Source organism: Alcaligenes parafaecalis (assembly GCF_026344135.1).
Taxonomy (GTDB): Bacteria; Pseudomonadota; Gammaproteobacteria; order Burkholderiales; family Burkholderiaceae_B; genus Alcaligenes; species Alcaligenes parafaecalis.
Genome location: NZ_JAPKNA010000001.1, coordinates 545,642 through 559,679 on the forward strand (window position 1 = coordinate 545,642; position 14,038 = coordinate 559,679).

Below are 14,038 nucleotides of genomic sequence, written 5' to 3' on the forward strand. Positions count from 1 at the left end.
CCCATCTGTCCTGTGACCTGAGAGTTTATCCAACCAGTGTGTCTGGCTGGGCTCCTTCGGTGGGCGTCGTGCGCCGCTCTCCAGAGTGTCGGGCTGGTACGATCCTTTTGCCTGAGAGATTCCGGGGTGGTTGCTCCGTCGGCGCCTGACTGAACAGGTCTCTTTCATACCGCCTGTAATGACGCGACTACATTAGCTGTGCTTGCAAAACTGCGCAATCAGGGTAAACCGGGAGCCCAAGGAGCGGGCTCCCGGTTGTGGGCTGTGGATCAGGAAGGATAAATCCACAGTTTGGAGGGGGGCAATTGCAGGTGATGTATGCCACCGGGCAGGGGTTCCGGCCCAAAAGCACGCAAGGTGCCTGCAGACGGGTCAGCCATGCGGAACACGTGCTCCCACTTGTCGCCCAGGTACATGCTGGTGGACAACTGCAGTTGCAGCGTATCGGGGCCAGGCTGGGCGTTCAGGTGTACCTGTTCAACACGGATCACGGCAGTGGCTTGCTGACCGGATGTCAGGGGGGCGGCTGCATGGCCCCATAGCTCCCAGCCGGGGCCACTTAGGCGGGTTTGCTGATCGCGCTGTTCGGTGACTTTCCCTTGCAGGCGATTGTTGGAACCCATGAACTCGGCTGTATAGAGCGTCTTGGGATTGCTGTAGACCTCTTGGGGCGTGCCTTGTTGCTCGATCTCGCCCCCGTTCAGCAGCAAGATGCGATCGGAAATGGCCATGGCTTCGGCTTGATCGTGGGTCACCATCAAGGCTGACAAGCCCATCTCCACAATCAACTCGCGCAGGAACACACGGGCTTCTTCACGCAGTTTGGCATCCAGGTTGGACAGCGGCTCATCCAGCAGAATGACGGGCGGGTTGTAGACCAGCGCACGTGCAATGGCGACCCGTTGTTGCTGCCCACCCGACAACTGGCTGGGGTAGCGTTCGCCCAAACCTTTCAGGCCTAGCTGATCCAGAATGGCTTCTACCTTCTGGCGGCTCTCGGCCTTGGGGGTTTTGCGCAAGGTCAGCGGATACGCCACGTTTTCCTGTACCGTCATGTGCGGCCACAAGGCGTAGGACTGGAAGACCAGCCCCAGGTTGCGGGCCTCGGCAGGCAGATCGACACGGGCCTTGGAGTCGTACAGCACATCATTATTGATGGCGATGCGGCCTTGAGAAGGCTGCTCCAGCCCGGCCACAGCACGCAGCAAGGTCGTCTTGCCGCTGCCCGAAGCGCCCAGCAGGGAAACCACTTCGCCTTTGTTCAGGCTCATGGAGACGCCTTTCAGGACGGGATTGCGGTCGTAGGCCAGATGGATATTTTCTACAGTCAGCTCGGTCATCGTAGTTTCACTCCGAAGCGCAATGCGATGGTCAGGCCAATGACCACCAACACGATATTGATAAAGGACAGGGCAGCCACAATGTCGATGGCACCGGTGGCCCACAGGGAGACCAGCATGGAACCAATGGTTTCCGTACCGGGAGTCAGCAAGTACACACCGGTGGAGTATTCCCGCTCGAAGATCAGGAACATCAGCAACCAGGAGCCGATCAAACCAAACTTCGCCAAAGGCAGGGTGATCTGACGCGTCACCTGGCCGGGACGAGCCCCCGTGCTACGGGCAGCTTCTTCCAGCTCCGGGCCTACTTGCAGCAGGGTGGAGGAGATCAGACGCAGACCGTATGCCATCCAGACCACGCTATAGGCCAGCCACACACTGAAGATGGTGCTGCGCAAAGCACGCAGAGGGCTGACAACGACGCCTCTTAGCCATTCCGCCATAGGCAGCACGGACAGCCAGCCGTTTTCCAGGGACTGATCCAGCCACATAGGCACGAACAGGAACATCCACAGGAAGGCCAGACCCGCCAGCAGACCGGGAACCGCGCGCGGAACCAGAACGCTGTAGTCCAGAAAGCGAGTAATGCCGTCTGGCTTGCGGTGCATGGCAAGGCCGATAAAGGTGTAGCAGATCACGGCCAGCGCACCACCGAACACACCAATGGCAATCGAATTCAGAATGGCGCGCAGCAGGTTGGCTTGCCCGAAGACTTGTCTGAACGCATCCAGAGAAAGCACGTCCATCAGCGAGACGCCAATGCCCCAGTTGGACACAAACGCGCGCAGCACCACACCGACAACCGGCACGATCACGGTAAAGAACAACCATAGTGCAACCAGGGTGGCGGCAGCCCAGCGCCAGCGGCCCAGTGGCAGGGAACGAGCCTGGGAGGCTTTGCCCTTGACGGTCACAAAGCGGTTGGCGGTGCGCATCAGGCGGCGTTGCAGCATGACCAGGGGAATGGTCATGGCGATCAGAATCACGGCAACCGCGGCCATCAGGTGGTAGGACGGAATGCCCAGCTTGTTTGTCAGCTTGTACAGGTAGGTGGCCAGAACCAAGTGGCCCTCGGGGTCACCCAGCACCAGCACCAGACCAAACACTTCTAGACCCAGGAAAAACAGCAGCACGCAGGCGTACAGAATGGCCGGGCGAACCATGGGCAGGCTGACCGAGCGCATCACTTGCCAAGGGCTGGCTCCGGCGCTGCGGGCCGCTTCTTCCACGTCCGAACCCATGCTGCGCAGGGCGGAGGAAATGTACAGGTAAGCGTGTGGAACGTGCGTCAAACCGGCAATGATGACAATGCTGGTAAAGGAGTAAATGTTCCAGGGCACAAAACCGATCAGGTCCAGTGCCCAGGTGGAGAAAAACCCGACTGGCCCGGCAGCGACGATATAGCCGAAGCCCAGCACCATGGGGGATACAAAAATAGGGACCAGAATCAGCGGTTCAATCCAGGTACGACCCGGCAGATCGGTACGCACCATCAGGAAAGCAAGAATGCCACCCAAGGGAATCGAGATACCGGCCAGGCCAAAGGCCATGATGAAACCGCTACCCAGGGCTTTGTAAAAGTCCGGGTCGTCGAAAATAAAACGGAAGGCATCCAGCCCCAGAGACTTGTCAGCCGCGAAAAAAGGGGCGGATAGCAGGCTTTGGATGATGATCAGGCTAAGCGGCACATAAATGGCCAGTGCCGTTATCAGAACAACGACATGGCGCGGCCAGGCCTGCCACCGAAGGCGTAAGGCTTGCATGATAAGGATTCCAGGCGGAAAAGAGGCGGGGTGGCGGCAGGGGCCACCACCCGATTCAAAGACGAGGCGTCTTACTTATTGGCGGCAGCGCGCCATTGCTTGATGAAGTCCAGACGTTCCTTTTGTTTCAGGAAGTCCAGCAGGGACGAATCCACGGGGATGGGGGTCAGTTCCACACCGGCCAATCGCTTGGTCAGGCCGTCCACGTCGTTATCGCCTTCCACGTCAGAGCGGATCGAGGCCAGTTCGGACTTGTTGGCCAGAATGTCCTGACCGTCTTTGGACAGCATGTAGTCCAGGAAAACGCGGGCTGCATTGGGGTTTTGCGCCTTGTTGCTGATGAAGGCCACACGCGACAGGACCAGGGTGTAGTCCGAGGGGTACACAATCCCGATGGCTTTATCCTTGGCGGCGCGGGTTTCTGCATACGAACCCAGCAGGTTGTAGCCGATCAGGTTCTCGCCGGAACTGACACGCTCCATCATGGTGCCAGTGGACGATTGCAGAACCAGATTGGCCGAGCCTACGCCCTTGATGAAGTTCCAGTAGCTTTCGCCTTTCTTGCTGTCTTGAGCGGCCAGCATATAACCCACGGCGGACTTCTCGATATCGTAGGTGGTGACCTTGTTGCGGAAACGGTCCTTGTCGCTTTCCACCAGCTTGGCCAGTTCGGCGTGAGTCTTGGGCACTTCCTCAGGCTTGATCAGACGGTTGTTGTAGATGAACACCGTAGGCTCGTAGGTCGTACCAAAGGCCTTGTTTTCCCAGACGGCCCAGCCAGGCAGGGAAGGAATTTCGGGGGAAGCGTAGCTGGCGGCATAGTCGGTGGCCAGACGCATGGCCGAATCCATGGACGAGCTCCAGACCACGTCACCACTATTGCTGCCCGAAGCCTGCTCACTGATGTAGCGGTTGTACAGCTCGGTGCTGTTCATGTCGTGGTATTCGACTTTGATCTTGGGGTTTGCCGCTTCAAAGGCGGAAATCAGCGGAGCGGCTGCCTTGGTATCGGTCGTGGAGTAGACGATGACCTTGCCTTCTTTTTCGGCGGCTTGCGCCTGATCGCCTTGTGCCCAGGCCGCTTGACCGGTAAGCATGCTGGCACTGAGTGACAGGGCTAGCAGGCTCAAGCGGCTAGGGATGGTGAATGCTGACATTCGAGTCTCCTTGGTTCAGTGTCCCATCATGACGCGGGACTTTTCGGGGAACAGTGTCATTCCATTGTGTGGACTCTAGCTGTCAGCATCCTGTCACTGTTGATAGGAATGGTCTCCTGGGTTGGGAGGCGTATCGGTTACCAGACGCCGCCAGTTTTGCAGAAAGCGCTGGCGTCGGGTTGGGTCCAGTCCAACCAACAAGGAAGGATTCAAGATAAGTGGCTGAATAATCCCAATCGATTGATTTGCAACAGGTTTTGTAAACCAACTGCCTGTTTCGATGGCATTCAAATGGCCCAGGCCAGCCGGACCCGCAATGGTTTGTTGGCCTCGGGGTGAGAGCAAATAATCAATAAATGCTGCCGCCAAATCCGGCCGATGGGCCTGTTTATGAATCAATGCGCTGCGGGTAAACACCGAGACATAATCGCTGGGAACGACGATGGCAATGTCGGAACCGGCCTTTTGGCGGGCCAGCGCGTAGGAACCCAGGACGTTGTAGGCCACATCCAGGGTGCCGTTGTCCAGATCATCCAGAATGGCAGCGGTATTGGCGTATAGACGAGTGCCGACGCGGCCCAAGGCATTGGCCATCCCCCAGAAGGTGGAGGAGGTGCGCTCGTCATAAAGCGCGAACAGATAACCGACGCCACTGATCTGGATGTCATAGGTTCCGACACGGCCCATGAGTGTGCCGCTATTGCGCTCCAGCAGCCTTAGCAGCGCCTCTCGGGAGGCGGGCAGATCTGGTGGCAGGCGGGACGGTGCGTAGGCAATGACTGCGGGTTCCAGCGTGAAACCGAAGACCTCATTGCGCCAGCGTGCCCAACCGGGCATGGCATTGGTCAGGCTGGAGCTGTGGGAACGGGCATAGCCGTCGTTGGCCAGTTTGACCTGCAGATCCGAGGCCGAGCTGATGAGCAAGTCCGTATCAGGCAGGCTGCCTTGAGTGGTATGTCGATACAGGGCCGTGGAATCCATCTCGTGATAAAGAATGCGCACCTGAGGCTGGATTTGCTGGAAGTCGTGCACCAGTACTTCAAACAGCTCCGTATCGGTAGGGCCAGCGATGACGAGTAAGGGCTGATCATCCGGCTTTTGCCTGGGAGAAAGTGCCGGGTATTCATGGCTGCGTATACCCATATCGGGGCGGGCGATCTTGTCCTGCGCATGAACGGTGTCGGGGGAGGCAAGCAGGCCCGTCAATACCAGGGCGAGGACAGCCAAGGTCTGTGGCAGGGAGCTTGCAGGCTTGGGGCCTTGGATCAGCGCCGGGATTTCGATGCGGACGGTCAGCCCTTGCGGAGAGTGATCACGCAAGAGCAGGGTTCCCTGATGCGCTTGTACGACCGTGCGCACAATCGACAGGCCCAGGCCCGATCCCGGTCTGCCTTGACTGCTGGGGCCACGCTGAAAGCGCTCCAGTAAACGGGTCTTGTCCTCGTCGCTGATGCCGGGTCCCAGGTCGGAAACATCAAACACCACCAGGCCGCTGGGCCGGGTATAAACGCGTACAGAAATATGCTCGTCGCTGTAGAGCATGGCGTTGTCGATCACATTGCGCAGCATTTCCCTCAAGGAGACGTGGTCGCCCAACACTTGCGCCCGTCGGGCCGAGGGAGTGATGTGAACCTGCAGCCTATGTGCTCGGTCCGGGTCCACACGCCCTTGGATTTCCTGAATCAGCGGGGTCACGTCCAGCGGGCGCATGGTACTGCGATCCAGACGATGGCTGACCGTGGCATCCATCAGCAACTGGTTCAGCAAATGGGTGGCATGGGTGGTGTTGTTCAAAATTCGTTGAAGGCGCGGGCGTACGGTTTCGGAGCCGGGTTCGTCCATGGCAAGCTGAGTTTGCAAATGAACCGCCGCCAAAGGGGTGCGAATTTGATGGGCGGCATCGGCCACCAGGTTGTTCAAGGTCCCAACGGCAGTTTGCAGGCGCTGCATAAAGGCATTCAAGGTGTCGACGAGGCGGCGGATCTCCTTGGGAACCGGGGTGTCGATAGGCTGCAAATTGTCGTGCGAGCGTTCCCGTAGGGCGGTTTCCAATTCTGCCAAGGGAGCAAAGGCGCGCCGGATTCCCAGGCTGGTGATCATCAGGGCCAGCAGGATCAGGCCTGTTAAGGACAAGGTGCTGCGGCCCAGCAGCTCATCAGCCAGTGCTTGCCGGGTTCCCAGGGTTTCAGCCACACGTATGGTGATCCAGCCACGGCCTAGCGAATGTTCGCCTGTCAGCAAGCGCCCGATGGTGGCCACGCGTACCGGCGTGTCGTGATAGGAAATCGTGTCATAGCGCGGTTCGGAACTGGCAGCGGGGGGGAGCGTGTTGCCCAGATCCGGGTAGCCAGAAATCAGCCCACTGGTAGAACGCACACTGTAAAAAATATGCTCTTGCTCGGGCAGCATGGCCATGGCGGAGTAGGGTAGCTCCAGTGAAAGCTCGCCCTCGTCAATCTGAATGGCATTCGCAATGGTCAGCGCAGCGGCTTTCAAGAGCCGATCATAGGCAGAGTCGGCGGCGCGCTGAGCGTATTGGCGAGAGGCCAGACCGAGCGCCAGCAGAGCCGCCGCCAACAAGCAGACAGCCAGCGCCAACACGCGCTGTTGAATAGATAGAGAGCGGCGCATTAGCTGGCATCGCCCAAACTGGCCATATAGCCGGTGCCCCGCACGGTGTCGATACGGATGGCAATATCACTAAGCTTGCGTCGCAAACGGGAAACGTGCAGTTCCACCGCATTCGGGCTGGAGTCTTCATCAAAATTGAAGAGCTGCATCATCAGACGTTCTTTGGTGACTACTTGTCCGGCGCGGCTTAACAGCAGTTCCAGCAAGCAGAACTCGCGCTGGCCGAACTCCACGGTCTGATCACGGCTATTGATGCGCCGGGCTGCGATATCAATGCTGACGTGCCCCAACTGCCAGATTTCCGCTTGCGTGGTGGCGGGGCGGCGCATCAGAGCACGCAGTCGTGCTTCCAGTTCGCGCAGATCAAACGGTTTGACCAGATAGTCGTCCGCCCCCAGGTCCAGCATGGACACGCGGTCCTCGATTTCCGAACGAGCCGTCATGACCAGCACCGGCAGGCTGGGCGCTTGGCGACGCAGATGGCGCAAAATGCTGAAGCCGTCCTGATCGGGAAGCATGATGTCCAGGAGCAGAACATCCCAGTTATCCATGTCCAGATAACGCAGGGCCTGTTCGCCATTCATGACCCACTCCACGCTATGGCCGCCTGCACTGAGCCGACTGGCGATGGCTTCTCCTAAATCCTCATTGTCCTCGACCATGAGTAATCGCATATTGCCTCCATCGAATGGGCTCCTGCATGTCGAGGTGCCTCTTTATTTGGTTTTTTATTCTATCCCATGAAAACCGAGGTCTTAGTCCTGCCGGAAATGCGCGCCTAGGCTATGCGGGCGGTCCAGAGCGGCCAGCACCAGTAGCCATGCGGTGTCCAGATGAAGGCTGATGGTGTGATGGTCCACGGAATGGATGGAGTGGGGGATTATGTTGCCATTGCCATTGCCATTGCCATTGCCATTGCCATTGCTGCTGCTGCTGCGACTTGTACTCTCAGTGCCACTGTTACAAGCATTGCTACGGTCGCTGTCGTAGCTATTCGTAGAGCAGGCATCGGCGGCGCTGCAGTGATTGATTTGTTCTCGCCAGGCTTCGAGCGTGTGCAAGGCTTGCGTCAGACCCGCTCCGGTGCGCAGCAAGCCAACATGCTCTTGCATCAAACGGCGCAAGGCCGAAAGGGTGGGGCCGTTATTTACGGATGGGCTGTAGTCTTGATTGCTTTTGCCATCGATACCGCTCAGATTAGCGTTGTTGTTGTTGTTGTTGTTGTTGTTGTTGTTGTTGTTGTTGTTGTTGTTGTTGTTGTTGTTGGTGCTTATATTTATCGCTGTTGCTGCGGAAAAGGCTAGATTTGGAATCAGGCTCAAATCCAAACTTGACCTTGGGTTTGAATCTGCACTCGAGCGTGGGTATGAACCTGTACCGGTGTCTGCATTAGAAGCCTTTGCCCCAGGCACCAAAGCTGAGCGTTGGACCCTTTTGCTCGCAGCAATGGTTTCTGCTGCAGCCCGCCCCATGACGACACATTCCAGCAAGGAATTGCTGGCCAGGCGATTGGCTCCATGTAAGCCCGTGCAGGCCACTTCACCCACGGCATACAAGCCCGCAACAGTCGTACGACCCGACAAATCAGTTTGCACTCCCCCACAACTGTAGTGAGCGGCAGGCGCAACCGGTATCCAGTCCTGACGTAAATCCAATCCGCGGCGCAAGCCTTCTTCCAGCGCCTTCGGGAAATGCTGCTGCAAGGTGTCCGCGCCTAGATGACGTACATCCAGCCAGACATGATGGCTGCCTTCCTGACGCATATGTGCGGCGATGGCGCGGGACACAATGTCGCGTGGAGCCAGTTCTGCCCGAGGATCGTACTCGTGCATGAAGCGATGCCCCTGCGCATCCAAGAGATAGCCACCTTCACCGCGCAAGGCCTCTGTCAGCAGAAAAGTGGGTCCATCAGCATGCAGACAAGTCGGGTGAAACTGCACGAATTCCAGATCACGTATTGCAGCTCCAGCACGCCAGGCTAATGCAACTCCTTCCCCCAAGGCGCTGTCCGGGTTGGTGCTGTGGGCATAAAGACTGCCCAGCCCCCCGGTCGCCAGCACCACATGATCGGCCAAAATGGTTTCGTATCGCTGATTGTGTTTGTCAAAAATATCAACACCAGCCACTTCACCCCGTTCATTACGACGCAAGGCCAGTGCCTGACAATGAGGGCGTTGAAGGATATGCGGTGCCCGGTCCAGTTGAGGACTCAATGCCTGCATGATGGCGTACCCGCTGGCATCGGCCGCATGCACAATGCGACGCTGGCTGTGTCCGCCTTCGCGCGTCAGGTGTAATTGACCATCTTCCGTTCTGTCGAGCGGCACTTGCCTTTGCAATAGCCAATGCACCGCTTCTGCTGCGGCTTGCAAAATGCCACGTACCGCTTCGCTGTCCGCGTGCCGAGCACCGGCTTCCAGCGTGTCCTCAATGTGTTGCTCCAGACTGTCCTCGGCACTGAGCACGGCAGCCAATCCGCCCAGAGCCATTGGGCTGGCCCCGCAAGGAGCGGGGGCGCTGCTGAGCAAGGTCACGTTCATCGAGGAAGGCAAGGACAGGGCCAGGCTGGTGCCAGCCAGCCCTGCGCCGATGATTAACACATCTGTCTGTGTTGAGCCTGATTGCATCAAGCGGCTCCTACATGCTGGAACTGCTGGCTATGCTCGGCCAGGTCCGCACTCACACGCAGATTGCTTTGCTGTGCAGCGGCAAAATCCATCATGCGCTGCAAGGAGCGTCGTGCGCCTTCACGTAGGGCTGGGTCCACTTCAATACCGGGGCCTGGCTCATTCAGGCGCTGATGCAGGGCCTCCAGACTGTTCAAGGCCATCCATGGGCAATAGGCGCAGCTTTTGCAGGTGGCGCTTTCGCCTGCAGTGGGGGCGGCCAGAAAGGTTTTGCCCGGTGCCTGCTGGCGCATGGCGTGCAAAATCCCTTGATCGGTCGCCACGATAAAGGTGTCGGCGGGATGCTTGATCGCTGCCCGCAATAGTTGGGTCGTCGAGCCGACGACATGAGCCATGGCAACCACAGAGGCGGGCGATTCAGGGTGGACCAGAACCTGAGCATCGGGGTATTCATGAAGCAAAGCTTTCAAGCCATCCGCTTTGAATTCGTCATGAACCAGACAGGAGCCTTGCCAGAGCAGCATGTCTGCTCCAGTTTGCTGCTGGATATACGAGCCGAGATGACGGTCTGGTGCCCACAGGATTTTTTTCCCTTGAGCGTGCAGGTGACGCACGATGTCCAGGGCGATAGACGAGGTCACCACCCAGTCGGCCTGGGCTTTCACCGCCGCGCTGGTGTTGGCGTAGACCACGACTTCCCGATCAGGATGGGCGGCACAAAACTGCTTGAAGTCGTCGGGGGCGCAGCCTAGATCCAGCGAACAAGTCGCTTCGTCATGGACGGCCAACACCCGTTTTTCAGGGCTAAGAATTTTGGCTGATTCCGCCATAAAACCTACACCGGCCACCAGTACGGTGCTGGCTGCATGCTCTTGCCCAAAGCGTGCCATTTCCAGGGAATCGCCCACGCAGCCCCCTGTCTCCAGAGCCAGATCCTGAATGTCGGGGTCGGTGTAGTAGTGCGCGACCAGCACAGCATCTTGCTCAGCTAACTGCTGGGCTAAAGCACGCTTCAAAGTGGTCTTGTCCGCTTGCGTGCTGATTTTTGAAGGGACGGCGTGCCAAGTGATCTGGCGATTCAAAGTGTCTTGGACATCGGGCTGGCAGACATCAATGGGATAGTGCTGAATCATGCTTGTCCTTGATGCTCATTCTGAGCATAAATAGCTTAAAAAAATGGAAAAGATGGTTTTTTGAACAGAAGGGAGAGTGTCTTATTTATTATGCTTTTTTTGAGCATAAATAAAAAAACTGCATTCTGCAAGCACAAGCACAGTCACAAGGTCTGGGTCGGGAGGGGGGCGGGGAGCGGGGAGTAGAAAGAGGAGGCCCCGCCTGAGCGCTCAGGCTCAAAGCGGGGTGGTAAGCGGATTAAGGTGCAGGATTTGGGGAGTGATGATGAATGGCGTTGATCTTGGCGATCAACTCATCACTCAATTGAACCTCCACACTGGCAATGTTTTCGCGCAATTGTTCCAGCGTTGTCGCACCAATCAAATTGCTGCTGGTAAAGGCTTGATGATTCACCCAGGCCAGAGCCAATTGAGTCGGCGTCAAACCGTACTCGCGCGCTAGCTCGTTATATGCCAACGCCGTCTCGCGTGCGCGAGGGGCATCGTAGCGAGTGAAACGGTTGTACAGCGTCAACCGTCCTTTCTCTGGGCGAGCGCCGTGGTCATACTTGCCCGTCAATACACCCATAGCCAAAGGCGAGTAAGCCAGCAAGCCCAGTCCGTCATAGCGGCAGAACTCGGACAGGCCTTCTTCAAACACGCGGTTGAGCAGGTTGTACGGGTTCTGAATGGTGGCGATCAGGGGCAGGGAACGCGAACGGGACAACTCCAGAAAGCGCGACACACCCCAAGGCGTCTCATTGGACACGCCTACATGGCGTACCTTGCCCTGACGCACAAAGTCGTCCAGCACAGACAAGGTTTCTCCGATAGGGATAGTGTCCTCTTCCTTCCATGGATAGCTACGCTGCCCAAAAGTTACCGTGCTGCGATCTGGCCAGTGCAATTGATACAGATCCAGATAGTCAGTTTGCAGCCGACGCAGGCTGTCGTGCAGGGCCTGTTCCAGATTCTTGCGATCCAGACTGGTGCCACCATTGCGGATATGGCCAGGACGCTTGGGGTCACGTACCGGACCGGCAATTTTGCTGGCCAGAACAATGTCCTTGCGACGCCCCGTTTTAGCCAGCCAGGTGCCGATATATTGCTCGGTCAAACCTTGAGTGGCGGCCAGAGGGGGAACGGGATACATCTCGGCGGTATCCACCAAGGTCACACCCAGTTCCAGGGCAAGGTCTAGCTGAGCATGCGCATCGGCCTCGCTGTTCTGTTCCCCGTAAGTCATGGTGCCCAAACCAATCAGGCTGACATCCAGGTCTGTATTGCCCAGCTTGCGGTATTTCATTTGCTTCGACTCCGAAAACGCAGGGCCGGGCGGCCCTACAAAACGTGCATGGTAGCGTATTTAGACAGTCTTCCGGTTGGCCTATTTGCTGCTTGGGTGCACCAAACGTCCTTGGAAAATAGTCATGATCACCTTGGTGTCGCTGATTTCATTGGGCTCAATCTTGAACAGATCCCTATCCAGCACAATCAGATCGGCGGATTTGCCGATTTCTAAAGATCCTGTTTCGGTTTCACGGCCCAAGGCTTTCGCCCCATCCTTCGTAAAAATCTGTAGTGCTTCGTTCAGGTTCAAGGCTTGCTCAGCCCCTAGTTGTTCTCCTGTGCGCTGACCGAAGGGGTTCGCACGCGTAATCAAGGCCTCGATAGCAGGCCAGGGGTTATTGTTTTTTACGCCGGAGGGCCAGTCCGAACCGGCAACAATGGTGACGTTCTGATCAAGCAAAGAGCGGGCCTGGAACATGTTTTTACTGCGCTCGCCCACTACCGAGCTGATTGCGTCAATCAAGCCCGAGGGATACCAGATGTAGGGGGAGAAATCCGCGGCGACATTCAGGGCCCTGAAGCGTGGCTGATCTTGGCTGTCAACGAACTCCGAGTGGGCCAGTTCGTGCATCATGCCGGAAGCTCCATTGGCTTTCCGCGCCTTTTCAATGGCATTTAACGCTATTCGAATAGCCCGATCGCCTGCTGTGTGCAGCTTCAGACCATAACCAGCGCCGTCAAGATGAGTGACAACACGGTCCAACTCGTTTTCAGGGACAACTAAAGCGCCTAAGGCCAGCGGGTCATCATGATGGGTGTCAACATAAGGTTCCAGCATGGCGGCTGTGTGCGCTGCAGTAGGAACACCATCGGTATATATTTTGACGTAATTGGTTTTTAAGTTAGGGCGGGCATACTGCTTGCTGATGCGGTCAATTTCCGCAAAATCAAAAACATGTTTGCTTTCCTTGCCCGAAATCCGAATCGCCGTTGCTACGTGTGCATTCAAGCCGGTGTGTTTGTCCAGATTGTAGTAAGCCCGAACAACAGCTTCACTGGCATCTGCATCTTTCAAACCCGTAATACCAAATTGGTTGGATTCCTGGACGGCATACTGCGCGGCTTTTAGGTATTGCTCATCTGTCCAGTCAGGAACAAAGGATCGGATATAGCTATTGGCTTCTACCAGAACCCCGTTGGGCTCGCGGCTGCTCACTTCGTGCTTCACGGTCATGCCGCTGGGCGGCGTAAAGTTGGTATCGATTTGCAGGAGGCCCAAGGCTTTGGAGTTCACCCAAGCGTTGTGCCCCGTATCATCCGTCAACACAATGGCCTTGTCCCCAGAGACTGCATCAAGCCATTGACGAGGTGAGTCGATCTTGTGCGTTTTGAAAAAATCGCTATCCCACTGGCCCCCTTGAATCCAGAGTGTTTCACTACGCGCCACGCAGGCTTTCAAAGTGTCTGCCAGTACGTCAGGAGTCACCGTGAAGGGGAAATTGCATTGGAAAAGATGTTTCAACCCACCCCATACCGGATGGGAGTGTGCTTCATTAATGCCGGGCATGGCCATCTTGCCGCCCAGGTCTATCAGCTTGGTTTGCTCTCCTCGCCTGGCTTGCAGTTGCTCTGTGCTGCCTAAGGCTTCAATTTTGCCGTCACGTATTGCAAGAGCTTCAACCCAAGCATGAGCCGGGCTTTGCGTGTATATCCGTCCATTCACTATCAGCAGATCAGCAGCAGGTGGGGCTGCAAATGCAATGGGACTAACAGCACAGAGTCCAGCCAGACACATCAGGGGCGTCATCGCTGCACGTAGACGGGGGAAATACATATCTCTTTGCTCCAGTATTGTTATAACTATATTTGTGGCTTGCGTAGGGCTTGCTTCGCTTTATAAAGAGCTAAAGCAAGTACTACTCGATACCTCAAGACTACAGGTCTGGAGTAGGGGTTTCTATAGGTAGAAACACAATGTGGGATTCACGAATAGGTCAGTGGGTACTTAAACAGTAAGCTTTTCTCGCGTGCATCTGGAAAGCTTTATATGTCAATTTTTTCTCTGGATTTGGTCAAAAAAAAGCCCTTGCAAAGTACTTTGCAAGGGCTTTTTGGCAA

General features: G+C 56.7%; 9 protein-coding genes and 2 riboswitches. All 9 genes read right to left on the reverse strand.

All coding sequences use genetic code 11. The features are described 5' to 3' along the window. Nucleotides 1-4: 4 nt before the first annotated feature. Nucleotides 5-85, reverse strand: a riboswitch (glycine riboswitch). Nucleotides 86-89: 4 nt separating this feature from the next. Beyond that, nucleotides 90-177: riboswitch (glycine riboswitch) on the reverse strand. 92 nt (nucleotides 178-269) lie between these two features. After that, nucleotides 270-1,340, reverse strand: a complete 1,071-nt coding sequence (locus tag OSH09_RS02535) for an ABC transporter ATP-binding protein (RefSeq protein WP_266120048.1) — start codon at nucleotides 1,338-1,340, stop codon at nucleotides 270-272. Further along, nucleotides 1,337-3,103, reverse strand: a complete 1,767-nt coding sequence (locus OSH09_RS02540; protein WP_266120049.1) for an ABC transporter permease — start codon at nucleotides 3,101-3,103, stop codon at nucleotides 1,337-1,339. Before OSH09_RS02540 ends, OSH09_RS02535 begins: the two co-directional genes overlap by 4 nt. Nucleotides 3,104-3,174: 71 nt before the next feature. Then, on the reverse strand, nucleotides 3,175-4,260 hold the full coding sequence (locus OSH09_RS02545; RefSeq protein WP_376912125.1) for an ABC transporter substrate-binding protein: 1,086 nt from the start codon (nucleotides 4,258-4,260) through the stop codon (nucleotides 3,175-3,177). 93 nt (nucleotides 4,261-4,353) lie between these two features. Then, nucleotides 4,354-6,891 carry a sensor histidine kinase gene (locus OSH09_RS02550; RefSeq protein ID WP_266120050.1) on the reverse strand — a complete coding sequence of 846 codons (2,538 nt, stop codon included), beginning with the start codon at nucleotides 6,889-6,891 and terminating at the stop codon, nucleotides 4,354-4,356. Next, nucleotides 6,891-7,565 carry a response regulator transcription factor gene (locus OSH09_RS02555; protein ID WP_266120051.1) on the reverse strand — a complete coding sequence of 225 codons (675 nt, stop codon included), beginning with the start codon at nucleotides 7,563-7,565 and terminating at the stop codon, nucleotides 6,891-6,893. Before OSH09_RS02555 ends, OSH09_RS02550 begins: the two co-directional genes overlap by 1 nt. An 81-nt stretch (nucleotides 7,566-7,646) precedes the next feature. Further along, nucleotides 7,647-9,518 (reverse strand): L-aspartate oxidase, encoded by a 1,872-nt coding sequence (gene nadB, locus OSH09_RS02560; RefSeq protein WP_266120052.1) that lies wholly within the window; start codon nucleotides 9,516-9,518, stop codon nucleotides 7,647-7,649. Next, nucleotides 9,518-10,651, reverse strand: coding sequence for a quinolinate synthase NadA (gene nadA / locus OSH09_RS02565; protein WP_266120053.1), 1,134 nt, complete (start codon nucleotides 10,649-10,651; stop codon nucleotides 9,518-9,520). The genes nadB and nadA overlap by 1 nt, the downstream gene beginning before the upstream one ends. A gap of 238 nt (nucleotides 10,652-10,889) precedes the next feature. Beyond that, nucleotides 10,890-11,936 carry an NADP(H)-dependent aldo-keto reductase gene (locus tag OSH09_RS02570; protein WP_266120054.1) on the reverse strand — a complete coding sequence of 349 codons (1,047 nt, stop codon included), beginning with the start codon at nucleotides 11,934-11,936 and terminating at the stop codon, nucleotides 10,890-10,892. An 81-nt stretch (nucleotides 11,937-12,017) separates the two neighbouring features. Beyond that, the gene (locus OSH09_RS02575) at nucleotides 12,018-13,754 is read right to left on the reverse strand and encodes an amidohydrolase (protein WP_266120055.1); all 1,737 of its coding nucleotides are present in this window, start codon (nucleotides 13,752-13,754) and stop codon (nucleotides 12,018-12,020) included. Nucleotides 13,755-14,038 lie beyond the last annotated feature (284 nt).

What these genes read in the sequence shown, in the direction of transcription:
- OSH09_RS02535 (WP_266120048.1), bottom strand. Translation starts at nt 1,340, where the DNA reads ATGACCGAGCTGACTGTAGAAAATATCCATCTGGCCTACGACCGCAAT.
- OSH09_RS02540 (WP_266120049.1), bottom strand. Translation starts at nt 3,103, where the DNA reads ATGCAAGCCTTACGCCTTCGGTGGCAGGCCTGGCCGCGCCATGTCGTT.
- OSH09_RS02545 (WP_376912125.1), bottom strand. Translation starts at nt 4,260, where the DNA reads ATGTCAGCATTCACCATCCCTAGCCGCTTGAGCCTGCTAGCCCTGTCA.
- OSH09_RS02550 (WP_266120050.1), bottom strand. Translation starts at nt 6,891, where the DNA reads ATGCGCCGCTCTCTATCTATTCAACAGCGCGTGTTGGCGCTGGCTGTC.
- OSH09_RS02555 (WP_266120051.1), bottom strand. Translation starts at nt 7,565, where the DNA reads ATGCGATTACTCATGGTCGAGGACAATGAGGATTTAGGAGAAGCCATC.
- nadB (WP_266120052.1), bottom strand. Translation starts at nt 9,518, where the DNA reads ATGCAATCAGGCTCAACACAGACAGATGTGTTAATCATCGGCGCAGGG.
- nadA (WP_266120053.1), bottom strand. Translation starts at nt 10,651, where the DNA reads ATGATTCAGCACTATCCCATTGATGTCTGCCAGCCCGATGTCCAAGAC.
- OSH09_RS02570 (WP_266120054.1), bottom strand. Translation starts at nt 11,936, where the DNA reads ATGAAATACCGCAAGCTGGGCAATACAGACCTGGATGTCAGCCTGATT.
- OSH09_RS02575 (WP_266120055.1), bottom strand. Translation starts at nt 13,754, where the DNA reads ATGTATTTCCCCCGTCTACGTGCAGCGATGACGCCCCTGATGTGTCTG.